This is a genomic window from Catalinimonas alkaloidigena, assembly GCF_029504655.1.
GTDB classification, from domain to species: Bacteria; Bacteroidota; Bacteroidia; order Cytophagales; family Cyclobacteriaceae; genus Catalinimonas; species Catalinimonas alkaloidigena.
The window spans coordinates 3,005,264-3,022,812 of the sequence record NZ_JAQFIL010000001.1; the positions used below are offsets into that span (position 1 = coordinate 3,005,264).

The following is a 17,549-nucleotide window of genomic DNA, read 5'->3' on the forward strand; positions in this document are numbered from 1 at the left end:
AATACCTTGATTTCGTGATTATAATGTTATGTTGATCCCTACAGAATAAATGGATGTGACAGGATATTCTCCCAGATCTATTCCCGCAGCAGTGGGACTACCTACTCCAATTTCAGGGGTATAGCCAGAATAATCAGTAATGGTAAATACATTTGTCCCTCTCACATACACTCTGGCCTGCGTGAGGCTTAGATTTTCAGCCATGGCAGCCGGTAGGTCATACCCCAGGGTGACAGTACGCAGCCTGAGAAAGCTTCCATCTTCAACAAAAAATTCTGAAGGCAAAAAATTGACTCCTCCTGCGCTGGCGCGTGGCACACTATTGCTGGTTCCAGGTCCTGTCCAGCGGTCAAGCCATAGTGCCTGATAATTTGCCAAAGCGAAGCGCTGGGCGCGTTTACCGTTGTAGATTTCATTACCTACTTGTCCCTGAAAGTCCATGGCAAGATCAAAGCCTTTATAGCCAAGATTAAAATTGAAGCCATAAATAAAATCGGGTATGGGCGAACCTATAAAGTTACGATCCGCTTCGGTTAAGTTTCCATCTGCTTCTCCTATCAGCTCCCCATTTTCATTTAACCCATTATTATCAACATATCTAAAGTCACCTATTGTCTGGCCTCCAATAGCAGGATAAGTATCTACTTCATCCTGATTCTGGAAAACACCGGCGATCTGATAGCCATAAAATGAGCCCACGGGTTGCCCTACTTCAGTTCTGGTCACCAACTGCCCATTGTTCAAACTACCCCCGGTAATAAATGAATTAACACCGGATTCAGATCCTATTTCTAACAATTCGTTATTTACTGTGGTACCATTGGCGCCAATACTATAGCTAAAGTCACCAATCTGTTCTCTCCAGTTGATATTGAATTCAAAACCACGGTTGAGCACTTCAGCAGTGTTAAACACTACACTTACGAAAGGTCCGTTTCCATAATATCCGGGAACGAAGATGGGAATCAATATATCGCTGGTAGTACGGTCGTAGTAGTCCGCTTCTATATTCAGCCTTCCATCCAAAATACCGATTTCCAGTCCCACATCATATTGTGTGGTTTCTTCCCAGCGTAGGTTTTCATTTGCGGCGACACCTACAGTAGCACCGGGCGAGAGATTTTCCCCGGGTCCAAAGACCGCATCCAGCCCGGTATTGATCAAGGGGAAACGTGCTTCAGCACCTATTCTATCATTTCCGGTTACTCCCCAGCTACCACGTAGCTTTAGCGTGGTAAAGAAATTACTGTTTTCAAGGAATGCTTCCTGGGCGATGTTCCAACCCACCCCTACTGAAGGGAAAAAACCGTATTGATAATTTTCTCCAAAAACAGATGACGCATCCAGGCGACCTGTTACAGTGAGTAAATAGCGGCTGTCATAGGCGTAATTCGCACGAAAGAGAAAGGATTGGATAGCCTGCTGATTACCATTTCCATCGGTCTGTTCCTCATCAACCTGCCCACCGTCAATAAAGCGAAGCGCTTCATCAGCTCTGAGTAGCCCTTCAGTACGGCTCTCCAGAAACTCAAAGCGTTCTTCCTGAAGCGTAAATCCTACTAAACCATCAAAGCGATTAACTCCAATTTCTTTTTGGTAGTTAAGCGTACTTTCCCAGAACCAACGGGTGTCTTCCTCCCTACGCACTGATAAATCACTTAACTGATTTTGCTGGACGGATGACACAAAGTATTCAGGAGTAAAGTTGGTGGATTTGTAAAAGTCAGCGCTCACGCCAAAGCTGCTGCGAAGTCTGAAATTTTCCAGAAAAGTGACTTCAGCAAATATATTACCTACCGTACTCAGTCCGGTGGAATTACTGTTATTGTATTCAATGGCGGCTAATGGATTGGAAAGAGAAGGGACTTCAGAAAAACCACCTTCGGCATTGTAAGGCGCAATGTCCGGACGGGCACGGTAAGCGGAAGCTATGATTCCTCCCGGTTCATTGTTACGCCTGGTACGGGCTACTGAAATATTATGGCCTACCTCAAAGAAATCTGAAAGTTCGTAAGTATTATTTAGACGAAGCGATATACGCTCAAAATCTGATGAAGGGACTACACCTTCCTGGTTAAAGTATCCACCTGCCACATAATACCTCACTTTATCGCTTCCTCCGGAAATAGATAGGTTAGCATCTAAAAGTCCTGCAGGTTCATCAAAAATCAAATTCTGCCAATCCGTATTGGGCACATCCTCAATTGGATATGCAGAGGGATCAATTTCATTGGCAAGAGCTCTCCACTGCGGACCATTGAGCATGTCAATCTTATTGGGTATTGTCTGAAAACCATAGGATACATCGGCATTGATTCTCGCATCCCCTTCTTCCCCTTGTTTTGTCGTGATGATTACTACACCATTTGCTCCTCTCGCGCCATAGATAGCTGTAGCAGAAGCGTCTTTTAATATCTCCATAGAGGCGATATCATCTGAGTTCAGATAATTGATATCTTCTGCTTCTCTTAGAAGAACCCCATCTACGACAAAGAGCGGTGAAGCATCATTCAAAGTACCCGTACCCCGGATACGAATGGAAGGAGCAGCGCCCGGAGCTCCGGAGCTGCTGGTAACCTGCACGCCTGCTACCTTGCCCTGAAGCCCCTGTAAGGGGGATTGTGAAGGAACAGCATTGAGCTCTTCACCATCCAGCTGGGCAACAGATCCTGTCAAATCACTTTTTCGCTGGGTACCATAACCTACCACAACCACTTCCGAAAGTTCTTCCACATCTTCCTGAAGTGTAACATCAATCGTGGAGCGCCCATTGATAGGTACTACCTGATTGGCATAGCCTACAAATGAAAAAATCAAGGTGTCGTTTCCACTGGAAACTCCTATACTGTAATTTCCATCAATATCAGTGACTGTACCTTGACTTGTACCTTTGACCACAACATTTACACCTGGAATAGCGGTTTCGTCCGGCGCTAAAACCTGACCCCTAACGCTCACCTCCTGGGCTAAAACGGGAGTAACAAATGTTATTAAGCATATCAAACAGGATAGGAATCCCCGAAATAACTTTGAACATACTGTAGATATATCCATAAAAAAAATGTTTAAAAAATAACTTAATGGTAAAAAAACGCATAGTGATGCTTACCTATCAAAAAATTAAAAGGAAATAAGTTTAAAAAAAGAATCTATTTTTTTCATATTTATTAAAATTATATCGTTTGAATTATACTTAATTTTCAACTAAGGGTAGACTTAACACCAAGGAATTTAATAAACCTCATTTCTGTTGAAAAAAATAACTTCAATACTGCGAATTCTTAATTGAATTGTAATATTTACATTTATCAAACGAATGTTTTTTTACATGCTGCACTTTCTTCCAATTTTATAGGAAACAGGAAACTGCAATTCAAGCTATGCTAGTTAAATGGCTAAAAAAGGTGACAGCGTTTTCCTTCCTAAACTTGTGATCATAGACATTTTATTAAAGCTTTGAAATTCAAGTATTTATGAATTTTGCTTGAATGAGTTCATTATGTAAATTTGAGTGATGAAAATGGACTTTTTTTCCTATCCGTTAAATACTATTTTTTATGGCCCTCCAGGTACTGGTAAGACTTTACACTGTATTCGTCAGGCAGTAAGAATTGTAGAAAAAATGGATAAGGAAGCCTTCAATAAGGCTTATCCTGCAAATCATGTTCAACTCCTGCAGGAAAGATTTGAAAAGTACCAGAAAGAGGGAAAAATTGCTTTGATAACCTTCCATCCCTCCTTCGCTTATGAAGACTTTGTAGAGGGACTCAAACCTTTCAAAAACGAGAAAGATGACCTTTATTACGATATAGAAGATGGAATCTTCAAGCAGATATGCCTTAATGCTGCTTATTCATTATACCAAAGTCAACAGAAAAGACTCTTGCAGGATAGCGAGGGCAAATACAAGAGAAACTTTGACGCGATCTATTATGAGTTTCTGGATTATCTCAAAAGAAACCTGAAAGATGATAATCAGGAAGTGATATTTGAGACTAAATCAGAAAAGCCACTTTATCTGATAGATATCAATAAAAACGACACACTCCAGTTTCGCTATGGCAGTGGTAGTCGCTCCTATGGCGTCACGAAGTCCAGTATGGCGTTAATGTACAGACGGTTTAGTTCAGTGGAGGAAATTGAGCATGTCAATGAAGATATTCAGAAAGTAACCGGCAAAAGTAATTCAAGCCTCTACTGGTCGGTATTTAACCGTCTTAAAATCTTTGAGCAAACCCGGAATACGACCTACAATTATCTGCTTAGCAATCGTAGACTTATGGGTAAGCCGGTTAATGATGAGCTTTACCAGAATATGAAGCGTGAAATCAGCAATTTCACCTATCACCAACTCAAGCAAGCGGATTTTCAGAAAGCAGGAAATTTTGTGTTGATAATTGATGAGATCAACCGGGGAAATGTACCTGCTATTTTAGGTGAACTGATCACCCTGCTGGAAAATGACAAAAGAGCGGGAAACAAACATGCTCTGAGTACGATTTTACCCTATTCAAGAGAAAGGTTTAGTGTGCCACCCAATCTTTTTATACTGGGAACGATGAATACCGCCGACAAAAGCATTAGTAGTCTGGACAGCGCATTAAGACGTCGTTTTGATTTCCAGGAAATCCTACCCAATGAGAACCTGTTAAATGCCGATAATACTCAAAATCAAACTTCACACGCTTTAGCTGCTGAAGAAAAAGAGAAGTACCAGGCTAAGGGGAAAGAGATTTTTGAGCAGCTTGACTTAGAGAAGATGTTACGCCTGATGAACGCCCGTTTAGTTCGCTTACTGGATAGAGACCATACAATTGGTCATGCTTACCTTTTGCCAGTATTGAGCGCGAAACAGCCAGTATTCAAACTAAAAGAAATATTTTATCAGCAGATCATCCCGCTCTTACAGGAATATTTTTTTGACGATTATGGTAAAATTCAATGGGTAATTGGTCAGTCCTTTTTTGATGATACCCATGATGAGAAAGATTTTTTCTTTCCAAAGTATGATACTGAATATCCGGTACCTGATGACAGTTACGAAAAAAAATCGTATGTTTTACGTCCTTTATCCGATGAAGCATTTTTGGAAGCTGTAAAGAAGATTTATGAGAAAGAGCGGTAACTATATTCAGATATTTGAACATCAGACTTTACGCATCGGGGATGTACAGCATGACATAATATTTACCGAGCAGCACTGGAACCAATTACTTCAACTCAATGAACGTCAATACCCCCCCTATTTTCAGATCATCCACCAGGGCATCAAAGCGCTACACTATGTAGGAGTAATCGCATTAGAAGGCCTGACCTTGGAGATATTGCCCAAGACCAACTCGCAAAGTAGTACTCAGACCCGCCTGCTTTTATTGGATATGTTAAAGGTGAGTGGAAAAATACCTTCCGGAAGCACAAACAGCAGCCTAGCAGATACCAAAGGAAACCTGTTTGATTTTTTTCTCTTCAGCTTCGTCAGTGAAGTAGAAATGCTTGTTTCAAAAGGATTGATCAATCAATATCGTAAGGTAAAAAGAAATGAACCCTCGTTCAAAGGCAAGATTTTAATACAAGAACAGGTGCGAAAAAACTGTGTTCACAAAGAAAGGGTATTTACTGAACATCAGGTGTTTGACAGCCACCACATGCTCAATGCTTTCATTCGCATCGCCCTTGAAAAAACGTTAAAGATAACTTTCAATCAGCAATTGATTTCAAAAGTCAAAAGGCTACTCCCTTACTTTCCGGTAGTTTCACCTCAAGTTGATTTTTCAAAATTGAACCGACTAAGGCTGAGCAGGGAAGAAGCACATTACGAAGAAGCTTTAGATTGGGCACAATTTATTCATAAGCATCTTAAGCCAAAGTTCAGTCCTGGCAAACTGAGATGTCAATGTTTTCTGGTCAACATGCAACAACTCTTTGAAGATTATGTGGTGATCACACTACGTAAGTCAGCAGCCGAATTCGGCTGTAAGATTGAACCTCAAGCGCGCAGCAGGTTCTGGAAGCAAAGAAGTATAAGGCCTGATATGGTATTAACCACTGCTGAAGGTGAAACAGTCATTCTGGATACTAAATGGAAAATGCTTAAAAGCCATGAACCTGATGATGCTGACCTTAAGCAAATTTATATTTACAATCGCTTTTTTAAGGCCAGGCGTGGTATTTTACTTTATCCCCAACAAACCAAGGCAATAAGTTACGCTGCAGATTATCATCATACAGGAGAGTCTCCTATCAGCTGCGAAGTGGCATTCATAGACATGTATACAGAAAATGATTTTCTCCCGGAGGATTGGGCCAAAAAACTGTTTCAGCGCATCATCAATAAAACAACGGTGAGTAGTGAGGCATGATGAACCCAACTCATTTTATACGCTATCCTTTTTTCTCCAGCAGCTTACCAAATGATCATCTACCATGCCGGCAGCCTGCATAAAAGCATAACATATGGTTGAGCCTACAAATTTAAATCCCCTCTTTTTCAGGTCTTTACTTAGTACATCCGACACAGCACTTGTTACGGGAACATCACTGAGTTTTAGCGGATGGTTGACGATTGTTTTATGAGCCGTAAACTGCCATATGTATTGATCAAAAGTACCAAACTCTTCCTGAACTCTTAAAAAGGCCTGGGCATTGGTAATGGATGCTTTGATCTTGAGTTTATTACGTACAATGCCTGGATTATTCATCAGTCGGTGAAAATCTTGATCACCATAGGAGGCAATTTTTTTTACATCCCATTGCTCATAGGCCTTTCGGTAATTTTCTCGCTTCACCAGTATAGTATACCAGCTTAAGCCTGCCTGGGCACCATCCAGGCTAATCTTTTCAAACCATTGGGTATCATCATGAATAGGAATACCCCATTCGTGATCATGATAGTCTTTATAAAGCTGGTCTTTGAGGCACCAGTCACAGCGTTTGGGTTCTTGCTCTATTACCATTTTGATATTTAGTGTTGTTTCCAATCCCATAGCAGTATATCCCAGTCTTCTCCATCCGCCTGGAAATTGTGGATACTTTTAAAACCCACTTTGACATGGGCGCGAACAGACCTCAGGTTTCTGGTAGCAACTTCTGTAATCAAATAATCAAAATCTTGGGATAAATGTAATTTCATGTGTGTATAGAGATCATAAAATATGCCTTTCCCACGAAATGATTTTTCAACACACACCTGCCCCATTACCAGGTAGTTAGTATTATTTATGGCCTTATTTCTGTAATGCAGCGTATTGATCTTTTCAAACATGGGCACCAGCACAGGTACATGGTTGCTATATTCTTTAAGCATTACCAGCGCATAAGCAATCACTACTCCATCTGCTTTACCCACCATATGCCCGTACTTACCTCCGATATCAGCCAGCAGTTGCTGGTCATGATGTACAGTAACAAAGCCTTCATTCATGAGCTCTACCTTGCTAATACTAGATTCTAAATTTTTGTACTGCAAAACAAGAATCTGTTGCAGGGTCTCATCTGTTTTACTCAGTTCATAAGAAATCATCAACAAAGAAAAATAATCTTGTAGATAACAAGATTATAATTTGGCAAAAATTTAAGTAAGCTTAAAAAAATAAGTTAAAGCGGTGCTGTCATACAATTTTAGAGTTGCTTATGAATCCTTTTACCTGTGAAATGCCAGGCACAACATCAGCTCCATTTTATGCTGCAATCAAACTTCTCAAATGGCCTTTTCATTAGGAAAAATAGTCACAAATGCTTAGCTTAAGCAAAGCAGGGCTGGCTTGTGAAAACGATTCATCTATATACTACCTTTCTGCAACCTTAAACAAATTGATCATGAGCGTCTCGCCTGAAGAATACATTGGGACACGGCTGGAAGACCAGATTGAATGGTATAATAAAAAGAGTTCTTCAAACCAGCGCATGTATAAACGTCTTCAGCTTATTACGATCATTTCATCATCCTCTATTCCCTTTCTTTCAGCCTACATCGCTGAGAATAATTACATCGCTATTTTTGTAGGTATCATTGGGGTTACAGTGGCGGCCATCACAGCTGTGAATAGCCTATATAAGTTTCAGGAAAACTGGATTGCTTACCGAAGTACCTGTGAGTCTCTTAAACTTCAGAAATATTTATATCTCACGGGCACCGAACCTTACCATGAAAAAGAAACTTTCAACCTTCTTGTTCAAAACGTTGAAATGATCATTTCCAAAGAAAATGGAAGTTGGTCTAAACAGATGGATAAACAGCCAGACAAATCACCTATTACATCTGCGCCATTAGAAACAAGTGTGGTTTAACATTTAAGGGTCATCAATATTCTTTAAAACCTCATCACAGCCTATTACCCTATTACTATGAAATTTGAGAAACACGCGTTTATCAGTTACGCACACATAGATAACAAACCTATCAGTGATGAAGATGAAGGTTGGATTTCTGATTTTCATGCCTCTCTGGAGTCACTGGTTAGCATGAAGCTTGGTGAGAATGTCAAGATCTGGAGGGACAACAAATTGAAAGGACTTGATATTTTCAGTGATGAAATCGTTGGTCAGTTTCCAAAAACCGCTCTTTTTATTTCTGTTATTTCACCCCGTTATATCAACTCTGAATGGTGCACTAAGGAAATCAAAGAATTTTGCAGAGTCGCCTCAGAAAATCTGGGCATTAGAGTGGAGAATAAATCGCGTATTCTCAAAGTCATTAAGACGCCGGTGAATAGAGAGAAAATGCCTGAAGAAATTGCCGAATCCCTCGGCTATGAATTCTACAAACTTGATGAAAATGGTCGTCCCAAAGAATTCAACAAAATTTTTGGAGGCGAAGCTGAACAGGCATACCTCAATCGGGTAGATGACTTAGCCTATGACATCCAGGAAATCATAAATATGCTTAATGAGTCTCGGACTGACGAGTCTCGGGCTGAAGAGTCTCGGACTGAAGAATTGTCAGTGGATAAGGAAAAATTGACTATTCCACACAGGAAAATCAGTACCATTTATGTAGCACAAACCAGCTATGAACTACTGGAAGCAAGAGACCAGCTTGTAAGAGAACTCAAAGATCATGGCTATCAGGTATTGCCTGATACGAGTCTTTCAATGAATGCTGATCAATTCAAGCAGGAAGTCAGTGATTCTCTGGACAAAAGTCAGCTGGCAATACATTTTGTAGGTAAATTATATGGAGGTATACCCGACGGTCCGGAGGAGAAATCTGCGATCATCTTACAAAATGAAATCGCCGCTGAAAAAAGTAAGTTAAACGGATTGGCACGCATGATCTGGATTGCCAACCTTTTGGGCGTTGAGGATGAACGGCAGAAGAGATTTATTCAAAGCATAAACGAAAGCGAAGAAAGCCAGCAAGGTGCCGAGGTCATTGAAGGAAGCCTTGAAGTATTTAAATCTACCGTGTTTGATAAACTTAGACAGCTTGAAAATCCCTCTCTGACTCCTTTAATAGATGATACCGCTTCTGACAAAAAAATATTTCTGATCTGTGATGCTAAAGACAGGGCAGCCACTCTACCTCTTCGCAAATTTTTGATTTCTAAGCAGTTAGAAGTGAACATACCTCTTTTTGAGGGGGACAGCAGCAGTATTCGCAAAGATCTGGAAGAGAACCTGACTAGATGTGATGCCATTTTGCTTTTTTATGGTAAGGGTGATGAATACTGGAAAAGGAGTAAAATGAGTGAGCTCAGGAAAATAAACAGCTATCCTAGAGAAAAACCTTTGCTTGCCACCTATACCTATCTGGCTGATCCTGATACAATAGACAAGATAGAGATGATTGAACTGGGTATGGAAAATGTCATTAATGGTATGGGTGGCTTCTCCCCTGAACTGCTGGATGAATTACTGAATAAAATAGAACATGTGTCTGTATCATGATATTAACTTCTGTCAATACCAATCCTTTTCCCGGTCTACGTCCATTTAATGAAGAAGAAAATTATCTTTTCTTTGGTAGGGAAACGCAGGTTGATGAACTGATCAACAAGCTGAGTACACACCGTTTTCTGGCGGTAGTAGGTACTTCAGGGAGTGGTAAATCCTCATTAGTGAACTGTGGACTTTTTCCTGCATTACACGGAGGGTATATGCCCAAGGCAGGTAGCAGATGGCGCATAGCAAAGTTTCGTCCCGGCAATGATCCTATTCGGGAAATGGCATTGGCTTTGGCTAAACCTGGCATCCTTTTTCCTACCGCCAGAGTAGGGAAACTCCCCCTTTCAGCAATACTTACGACAAATCTGCAACGCAGTAAGCTGGGGCTGGTAGAAACCTATAAGCAGGCACGTCTGCCATCAGACAATAACCTACTTATTGTAGTAGATCAGTTTGAGGAGCTCTTTCGTTTTCAGAAATTGAGAACTCAGGGAAGAGAAAATGAAGACAATGCCATCGCCTTCGTCAATCTCCTTTTAGAAGCTGTGAAACAAAGCGCACTCCCCATATACATTGTCATTACCATGCGTTCTGACTTTCTGGGAGATTGCTCCAGGTTCAGGGGTTTACCTGAAATGATTAATGAAGGGCAGTACCTGGTCCCCAGGATGAAGCGTAAAGAACGTAAAAGCGCAATCACCGGACCTATTGAAGTAGCAGGAGGTAAAATTACAGATCGTCTGCTCATGAGGCTGATCAATGATGTAGGGGATAATCCCGATCAACTGTCCATTTTGCAACATGCGCTGAACCGGACCTGGGCAGCCTGGGAACAAGAAAAAAAGCCTGAGCAAGCACTGGATTTAAGACATTATCAGGAAATAGGGACGATGTCAGAAGCCCTGGACCAACACGCTGAGAGAGCCTATAAAGAATTGCCAAGCGGTAGGTTAAAGATCGTTTGTCAGAAAATTTTTAAGGCGCTTACTGACGTGGGTACTGAAAGCAGAGGGATTAGAAGACCAACCAAACTTAGTGCGCTCTGTGCGATTGCGGAAGCTTCTGAAGATGAAGTCAAAGAAGTAATAGAAATCTTTCGTAAGCCCAGCCGCTCATTTCTGATGCCTCCCGCAGGGCAAGCACTTGAATCAGATACTATCATTGACATCTCACATGAAAGCTTTATGCGTATCTGGAAACGCCTGATCAGATGGACTAATGATGAACAGGAATCCGTACGCACCTATCAGCGCCTGTCTGATGCGGCCATGCTTTACAAGGAAGAAAAAACCTCTCTCCTTACTGAACCGTATCTCCAGTTTGCATTGAACTGGAGAGAGGAACAAAATACCAATCAGCCCTGGGCAGAAAGATATGATGATAACTTTGATGAAGTACTTGGCTACCTTAGAAAAAGCCGGAGAGAACAACAGCTTAAAGAAGCTGAAGAAAAAGCCGCAATAGAAGCAGAATATAAACGAAAAGAAGAAGAGCAAAAACAAAAAGCAAGACGGGCAAAAAAAATCAATTTGATCGTAGGGATTGCTGGAGGCATCTGCTTTCTACTGTTTATAGCAACCCTTTATTTTTATAACAAAGCAGACGGAAGCTTGCAAACTGCTGAAAACGCGCGCAGAGAATCGGACTCTTTGAAAGCAGAAATTCTGAGAAGAATGGGTTTTACAGATAAATCCGTTTCACTCAATGATATTGAACAGGTGTTCAAAGTCAAAGACATTCAGGATACTGTGAAAATGATTGAAAGTGGAGTAATCAATAGCAGCGATGCTGTATTGTTATCTGAGTATCAAAAACTTATGGGTGACGGAAACAGTAAGTTTTTGAATGAGGATAGTCTACTATCCATAGAAAGAAAAATTGGTATTCTTGAAAGTTATGAGCATGCGCAACAACTGTCAGGTGCTGGGGATGTCACGGTCAGTCAACACCTTAAAGCCTGGCAGAAGGCTGCTTCGCTTAGAAGAAATACTGATGAGTTTAGAGCAGTAAATACTAAACTTAAGGAATATACTGATATCGTTAATAAGTACGCTAACATTAGCAATCAGGATGATATACGCTTTTTGATGCATGAGCCAACGAGAGACGAAATTACCAATCCACCACTCTCACAGGATACTTTTAATGTAGGAAATGGCATACCGATTTATCTCTGGTTTAATGCGAATGATGCACCTAACAATACCGTAAAACTCGCATTTTATTCTGATGGAAAAAAAATTCTATATTCGGATAAGACTAAATCCAGCTTTCCTACCTGGACAGTACAATACTTTAATCCTGAGCAAGCTGAAAAACCTGCTGAAGTAAGGCTCTATAATGGAAGAGGAGATTTAATCGGTAAAAAGTCATTCACCTTAAGTCCATAAATAGCTTCCTTAATTTTTAATACTACAGACTACAGCCTTTCAAATGGATTAAAAACCGATTGATAAATATTTTCAGTTGATCGTTTTATTTCCACGCAGTGTTTTGATCTGATCAACCATGATGTGAACCTTTTCTTTAAGCAATGCCAAGGGTATATCCTCTGTTTGCATGCTTGTGAAAATCCAGTTGAGCATATCTTCCAGATGTATCGAACTAAGTTCTCCATCATCAAGATATCGCATTGACCATCCTAAAAATTTGCGCTCCTTAATACTACCGAAATGAATCAGGTTAATTACCTGATGCCGAATATCCATTTCTATTTCATTCATCAGGTCAACTACCTCTGTCTTGCTACCTTCCAGATATTGAAAAAACATGTTATGCATGAAGCATAAATACCCACTGATGTCTAATCTTTTGTTCTTTTGGATGGCATGTTGGGCAAGTGCTTTGAGCTTTGGCTCATCAAATTCTTCTAAAGCGATGCTGATATATGACAGCGCATAGATATCATTTAACATTGATGTGGCGTTTAGCTATATTAATATAGCCAAACCATTTCAATGATATGCTAGAATTGGTTAAAATGTTTGATCAAATAGCGTCAATAAGGTGACTACCCACGTTTTCAGCATCAAGCATTTTAATGACTTCATCTGTTCATGGATCCTTGCAATTGGTATATCCTTTCCTTTAACGGCATTAACCAGATCAATTTCTGTGTTTAGCACCTAATTGATATTCCATGGCGTGCCTACGCGTAACGGAATAAATTCTCCTTCCGGGCCTCCAATTAGTTCTGCAGGAATTGCCTGCACATCAATTTACCAGTAATGATCCAGCTTGGCATTGGCAGGTAAATCCGGTACGAGCTGTTTGTAGGCATTTTGCCTGAGAGCTTTAGAAGTTTTATTTTCTAAAGCCTTGGCTTGCAGTAAAGCATTATGTTTTAAGCCATAAGAAATACTGCTTTCCAAATCAAAAACCTGCTTATGCTGAGGCTTGCTGGATAAATCCCCTTAAATATTTTGAGTATTTGGGATTGAAACCTCTGACAATAGCAGAAAGAGCATGATAAGTTATCTCATGGCGAAACAGATTTCAATCAAATCACTTATCATGTCTGATTAGTTCTGTACATACAGAACTAATAATGTAAATTTTTAAGTTTCTCTTTTCTTTTTAATTTCTTCCCAGCGCTGAAACATACGCGGTATCTCGGTTTCAAAATAAAGATACATATCTCTCACATCTTTAAGCCCCGGGGTTAATTCGTTTTCCTTACCCGTACGCATTGCTAATACCTGGTTTAAAATATTTACCATTATGCGAAACTTTTCATGAATATTGATTTGTGCCATCCATCTTTCAGGAGCGACTCTGAAATACCTTCTTCTATCTCCGGGAAATGTCTTATAAGTTACCATCTCAGTCTGGTCCAGCGATTTGAGAGTGGTGCTTATTGAACTTTTGCTCGCCTGGAGATGATCCACAATTTCGTCAAAAGAACGGTAGGGAGGGTCTGAAAGCATTAAATATGCCAGCACTCTCCCTGCCATAGGTGTTAAACCAAGTTTATCAAATGACAAGCCTATGTTTTCCGTTTCATGTCTTAATTCTTCTTCAGTCATAACCTATAGTAATCCTGTACGATTATGATTCTATATACGAAAGAAACACAAGTTAGTTTTTTCAGTTCAATAAGTTCTGAACTAAAAACTATTCTATGTTTATCCATTTGTTTTCCTGGGAAGACTTAAATAAAGCGTCCAGTACTTTCATATTTGCGATAGCATCGCTGGGTGGAGTAGGAACTTCGGAATCTTCTTTGATAGCTTTCGCAAAGGCTTCAAATTCAAGAATATACTGATCTTCAGGAGCCAGCAATACTTCTCTGGTACCTACGCTATTGGTCACGCTTACTCTTGTTTCAACATCGGCAGGAGTATTAAAAGGAATTTCAATAGAAATCACTCCACTTGATCCATGTACATTTACCCGCTGATAAGGAAAAGTCTGGGTGCCAATGGTATATTCAGCTCTACTGTCACCAAAATCCAGGATACCGGTAGATAAAGTGTCAGTTTTAAATTCTTCATCATAATGCGTGAGGCTGACCACTCTTTTGGGTTCCGCACCTATCAGGAATCTGCTGGATGAAACCGCATAACATCCGATATCCAAAATAGCTCCTCCCCCGGCCTTGGCCTGGTTGCGAATATTTGAAGGATCAGTGTTGTTGTAAGCAAAAATGCACTGTACCAACTGCACTTTCCCAATTTCTTTCATTCTGATCAGTTCTCTGGCATGCTGCCATTGAGGATGAAAACGATACATAAAAGCTTCCATGACTTTTACTCCTTTTTGATGAGCATAAGCAATACTTTCCGCCGCTTCTTTCGCATTTAAGGCGATGGGTTTTTCACAAATGATATGTTTACCTGCATCAGCAGCCTGCTTGATAAACTGCGCATGAAGGTGGTTTGGTAGAGGAATGTATACAGCTTCCACATTATCATCTGATAGGAGGGCTTCATAGCTCCCATAGGCTTTAGGAATGCCATATTCTCTGGCAGCATTTTTTGCTTTTTCTTCAGACCGTGAAGCGATGGCTGCAATATCTACAAGGGGAGATTTGGCAATAGGAATAGCTATTCTCTTTTGAAAAAATCCTGACACGCTTAATATGCCTAGTTGTAAAGCTTTCATAAAGGTTTGGTATTAGATGAAAAATTGTTAAAAATTGAACTAGTGAAATTAGACAATCGTGTATAATAAGCAAATATGAAAATCGCTATCGTGGGTATGGGACATGTAGGGGCTACAATTGCCTACACTTTGGTTCTTAAGGAAATCGGTGAAGAGTTGATACTGGTCAATAGAAATTTGCAGAAGGCAGAAAGTGACGCCATAGACTTAAGACACAGCCAGGCATTCACTGAAAAATCAATTAAAATCAGCGTAGCATCTCTTGATAACCCGCCAGCGGCAGACGTTTATGTGCTTTGTCTTTCAGTGCCATATGAAAAACATTATAAAAGCCGCTTTGAAATGGCACCCGGAAACTACCGGATCTTTCGTGAAATTATCCCTAAGCTAAGTGCAAAAAACCAGAAGGCGGTCTTTTTGATAGTGACCAATCCGGTGGATGTGATGACTTATTTAACCCTTCAATTGAGCAAACTTAAAGCTGGCCAGGTGATGGGCGTTGGCACGCTCATCGACAGTGCCCGGCTTAGAAAGCGGCTTTCTGAACAAAAAGAAATCCATCCGGATGATATCCGTGCCTATATATTAGGTGAGCACGGGGACACGCAATTTCATGCTTTGAGCATCGCTTTTGCGGGAGGAGAAATTATTACCAATGCCAAGGAGTCTGCTGCCCTCATCAAAGAGTCGGCCAGTTCTGGCTATGAGATTGTGAGAGGTAAAGGATACTCAAATTTTGCCATTGCCATGGCTACTACCCTGATCATAGAAAGTATTTATTTAGACAACCATCGTACCATACCCGTAAGTACACTGATTAACTCATATTTAGACGAAAAAGATGTCTGCCTGTCCCTACCAGCAACTATTGGCAGAAATGGGATACAAAAAGTTTTTCAACCTCAACTTTCTGATGAGGAAATAAACGCATTCAAATATTCTGCAAGTGTGATCAGGAAGGTTATCCAAAAGGTAAAACAAAGCTGACAAAGACCAAAGATACTATTCGCTTAATTGACCTTTTATGAGTATTTTCTAAAGTTCATAAGTATCTTGCCACACTACTTGAATAGAATAAATTATATGCCATTTTCATTAAAACATATTAAAAGAGATCCTCAGATAAAATCAGACAAAAATCCTCCCATGCTAGTGTTATTGCATGGGCTGGGAAGTAATGAGCAGGATTTATTTTCCTTCGCTCCCCTGCTTGATCCTAAATACCTGATATTAAGTGTCCAGGCCCCTATTTCCTATGGCTTTGGTGGATATGCATGGTTTAACATTGATCTGACCAGTGGCATCCCCAGTGCAAATATTCAACAGGTGATGCATGCCCGCAGACAGTTACATAGCTTTATGAATGAAGCCATAGCAACCTACCAACCAGATCTGGATCAGATTTACCTATGTGGCTTTAGTCAGGGAGCGATCATGAGTTATGCTACTGCATTTAGTGAAGCTTCCAGGGTAAGGGGTATTGTGGCTATGAGCGGTTATATTCTTCGGGAAATCACACCACAACTCAGTTTTAAGCCAGAATTAAGAAAACTAAAAATATTTGCAACGCATGGCACAGGGGATCAGGTGCTTCCAATATTTTTGGGTAGAGCGACCAATGACTACCTCAGAACATTAAAACTTGACTATACATACAAAGAGTATGATATGGCGCATGAAGTAAACATGGACTGCTTTAATGATGTTAAAGCATGGCTAGCCGAACAGGTTAACTAATTCTATATAGGGAGGTCAGCAAATTTTGTTTAAAAGGAACCAGCTATCATATATTTTTCGCTTGCCTTCTTTTTTTTCTCCGTAACTATTTTGTCGTCAGCAACTGTCGTTTCTGGCTCATGAGCCTCTAAAGACTCAGCGGACTTGTTGATTAACTTATAATATTTTTCCAATAGCTTAAGCGCTCTTTCCAAAGGTATAGAAGTGTTGCAGCCGTTAATGTTTTTGACAGTGATCACCGGATTCATTGTCTCTTGCGCGTTGAGAATCTTTTCCTCATACTCTTTACCCAGATGCATAATATAGGCAACTTCTGAATACATGATCAGATTTAGCTTGTCATCTGCGTTAAGTGGTTTTTCCATAGGTATTAAATTGATGTAGTGCTGAACCGTATAATCTAAATCCTGAAAGTAAGCTAAAATTGCTTCTTTAGTTAAAAATAATCAATCAGCTTAGGTATAATTTAGCAGATATATAAGCTAACACTTTTTTTTGGCATTTACTTGTATATCAGTGACTTTTTAAGGTCCACTCACCGAAAAAACTTTACCCCGGCGGAGAAAAAAATGATGCCAAGTATCGCTGGAATAATTGCTTTCATAGCGGTCACTTCCGTTTCAAATATCACAATAGGTCCGGAGATCATTGCGTAAACAGATAACATGAGAATAGCAGTACCTAATAATGTAAAAAATATGCCGAATGCTTTTTGAATGTTCATTGAGTGTTCATCTTAGTTTAATACCCTAACTGTTATTCTAGCTGAGTGTTAAGCCTAAACTAATAAGTCTTCTCGGTTTTTATTTACTTCTTATTCTTTATTT

The 17,549-nt window shown here is 40.1% G+C and carries 16 protein-coding genes; 7 read left to right on the plus strand and 9 right to left on the minus strand.

Features of this window, described 5'->3' with window-relative positions:
- Positions 1-18: 18 nt before the first annotated feature.
- On the minus strand, positions 19-2,958 hold the full coding sequence (locus OKW21_RS12280; protein WP_277479789.1) for a SusC/RagA family TonB-linked outer membrane protein: 2,940 nt from the start codon (positions 2,956-2,958) through the stop codon (positions 19-21).
- Between the two features lie 556 nt (positions 2,959-3,514).
- Between OKW21_RS12280 and OKW21_RS12285 the strand changes: the two genes are divergently transcribed.
- Positions 3,515-5,125 carry an AAA family ATPase gene (locus OKW21_RS12285; RefSeq protein ID WP_277479790.1) on the plus strand — a complete coding sequence of 537 codons (1,611 nt, stop codon included), beginning with the start codon at positions 3,515-3,517 and terminating at the stop codon, positions 5,123-5,125.
- Complete coding sequence (locus tag OKW21_RS12290; RefSeq protein WP_277479792.1) at positions 5,109-6,359, plus strand: McrC family protein; 1,251 nt, start codon at positions 5,109-5,111, stop codon at positions 6,357-6,359. Before OKW21_RS12285 ends, OKW21_RS12290 begins: the two co-directional genes overlap by 17 nt.
- 15 nt (positions 6,360-6,374) lie before the next feature.
- On the opposite strand, the gene OKW21_RS12295 is transcribed toward OKW21_RS12290, so the two are convergent.
- A complete protein-coding gene (locus OKW21_RS12295; RefSeq protein WP_277479793.1) occupies positions 6,375-6,977 on the minus strand; it encodes a DNA-3-methyladenine glycosylase I in 603 nt (200 codons plus the stop codon).
- Positions 6,962-7,525: a GNAT family N-acetyltransferase gene (locus OKW21_RS12300; protein WP_277479795.1), complete on the minus strand. Its 564-nt coding sequence runs from the start codon at positions 7,523-7,525 to the stop codon at positions 6,962-6,964. Before OKW21_RS12300 ends, OKW21_RS12295 begins: the two co-directional genes overlap by 16 nt.
- 290 nt (positions 7,526-7,815) lie before the next feature.
- Between OKW21_RS12300 and OKW21_RS12305 the strand changes: the two genes are divergently transcribed.
- The 3 genes from OKW21_RS12305 to OKW21_RS12315 are packed head-to-tail and all read left to right on the plus strand — an operon-like array spanning position 7,816 to position 12,272.
- Complete coding sequence (locus OKW21_RS12305) at positions 7,816-8,286, plus strand: DUF4231 domain-containing protein (protein WP_277479796.1); 471 nt, start codon at positions 7,816-7,818, stop codon at positions 8,284-8,286.
- A gap of 57 nt (positions 8,287-8,343) precedes the next feature.
- Positions 8,344-9,885, plus strand: a complete 1,542-nt coding sequence (locus OKW21_RS12310; RefSeq protein WP_277479797.1) for a TIR domain-containing protein — start codon at positions 8,344-8,346, stop codon at positions 9,883-9,885.
- Positions 9,882-12,272, plus strand: coding sequence for an ATP-binding protein (locus tag OKW21_RS12315; protein WP_277479799.1), 2,391 nt, complete (start codon positions 9,882-9,884; stop codon positions 12,270-12,272). The genes OKW21_RS12310 and OKW21_RS12315 overlap by 4 nt, the downstream gene beginning before the upstream one ends.
- 72 nt (positions 12,273-12,344) lie before the next feature.
- Here the strand turns inward: OKW21_RS12315 and OKW21_RS12320 are convergent, their stop codons facing one another.
- The 4 genes from OKW21_RS12320 to OKW21_RS12335 all read right to left on the minus strand — a co-directional run bounded on the left by OKW21_RS12320 (position 12,345) and on the right by OKW21_RS12335 (position 14,985).
- Complete coding sequence (locus OKW21_RS12320) at positions 12,345-12,797, minus strand: BLUF domain-containing protein (RefSeq protein ID WP_277479800.1); 453 nt, start codon at positions 12,795-12,797, stop codon at positions 12,345-12,347.
- A 303-nt stretch (positions 12,798-13,100) separates the two neighbouring features.
- Positions 13,101-13,253 (minus strand): hypothetical protein, encoded by a 153-nt coding sequence (locus tag OKW21_RS12325; RefSeq protein WP_277479801.1) that lies wholly within the window; start codon positions 13,251-13,253, stop codon positions 13,101-13,103.
- Positions 13,254-13,439: 186 nt separating this feature from the next.
- Complete coding sequence (locus OKW21_RS12330; protein ID WP_277479802.1) at positions 13,440-13,907, minus strand: GbsR/MarR family transcriptional regulator; 468 nt, start codon at positions 13,905-13,907, stop codon at positions 13,440-13,442.
- A gap of 88 nt (positions 13,908-13,995) precedes the next feature.
- Entirely contained in the window at positions 13,996-14,985 is a 990-nt protein-coding gene (locus OKW21_RS12335; RefSeq protein ID WP_277479803.1) for a Gfo/Idh/MocA family protein, read from the minus strand.
- 75 nt (positions 14,986-15,060) lie between these two features.
- Here OKW21_RS12335 and OKW21_RS12340 point away from each other — a divergent pair, with 75 nt between their 5' ends.
- Together OKW21_RS12340 and OKW21_RS12345 are read left to right on the plus strand one after the other, a co-directional pair.
- On the plus strand, positions 15,061-15,972 hold the full coding sequence (locus tag OKW21_RS12340) for a malate dehydrogenase (RefSeq protein ID WP_277479804.1): 912 nt from the start codon (positions 15,061-15,063) through the stop codon (positions 15,970-15,972).
- 96 nt (positions 15,973-16,068) lie between these two features.
- Entirely contained in the window at positions 16,069-16,722 is a 654-nt protein-coding gene (locus tag OKW21_RS12345) for an alpha/beta hydrolase (protein WP_277479805.1), read from the plus strand.
- Positions 16,723-16,751: 29 nt separating this feature from the next.
- On the opposite strand, the gene OKW21_RS12350 is transcribed toward OKW21_RS12345, so the two are convergent.
- Together OKW21_RS12350 and OKW21_RS12355 are read right to left on the minus strand one after the other, a co-directional pair.
- Complete coding sequence (locus OKW21_RS12350; protein WP_277479806.1) at positions 16,752-17,087, minus strand: hypothetical protein; 336 nt, start codon at positions 17,085-17,087, stop codon at positions 16,752-16,754.
- A 170-nt stretch (positions 17,088-17,257) separates the two neighbouring features.
- Positions 17,258-17,446 carry a hypothetical protein gene (locus OKW21_RS12355; protein ID WP_277479807.1) on the minus strand — a complete coding sequence of 63 codons (189 nt, stop codon included), beginning with the start codon at positions 17,444-17,446 and terminating at the stop codon, positions 17,258-17,260.
- Positions 17,447-17,549 lie beyond the last annotated feature (103 nt).

Excerpts from the sequence above, each read along its gene's own strand:
- OKW21_RS12315 (WP_277479799.1), top strand. The coding sequence starts at position 9,882 with ATGATATTAACTTCTGTCAATACCAATCCTTTTCCCGGTCTACGTCCA.
- OKW21_RS12355 (WP_277479807.1), bottom strand. The coding sequence starts at position 17,446 with ATGAACATTCAAAAAGCATTCGGCATATTTTTTACATTATTAGGTACT.
- OKW21_RS12320 (WP_277479800.1), bottom strand. The coding sequence starts at position 12,797 with ATGTTAAATGATATCTATGCGCTGTCATATATCAGCATCGCTTTAGAA.
- OKW21_RS12335 (WP_277479803.1), bottom strand. The coding sequence starts at position 14,985 with ATGAAAGCTTTACAACTAGGCATATTAAGCGTGTCAGGATTTTTTCAA.
- OKW21_RS12305 (WP_277479796.1), top strand. The coding sequence starts at position 7,816 with ATGAGCGTCTCGCCTGAAGAATACATTGGGACACGGCTGGAAGACCAG.
- OKW21_RS12330 (WP_277479802.1), bottom strand. The coding sequence starts at position 13,907 with ATGACTGAAGAAGAATTAAGACATGAAACGGAAAACATAGGCTTGTCA.
- OKW21_RS12310 (WP_277479797.1), top strand. The coding sequence starts at position 8,344 with ATGAAATTTGAGAAACACGCGTTTATCAGTTACGCACACATAGATAAC.
- OKW21_RS12350 (WP_277479806.1), bottom strand. The coding sequence starts at position 17,087 with ATGGAAAAACCACTTAACGCAGATGACAAGCTAAATCTGATCATGTAT.
- OKW21_RS12285 (WP_277479790.1), top strand. The coding sequence starts at position 3,515 with ATGAAAATGGACTTTTTTTCCTATCCGTTAAATACTATTTTTTATGGC.
- OKW21_RS12345 (WP_277479805.1), top strand. The coding sequence starts at position 16,069 with ATGCCATTTTCATTAAAACATATTAAAAGAGATCCTCAGATAAAATCA.
- OKW21_RS12290 (WP_277479792.1), top strand. The coding sequence starts at position 5,109 with ATGAGAAAGAGCGGTAACTATATTCAGATATTTGAACATCAGACTTTA.
- OKW21_RS12340 (WP_277479804.1), top strand. The coding sequence starts at position 15,061 with ATGAAAATCGCTATCGTGGGTATGGGACATGTAGGGGCTACAATTGCC.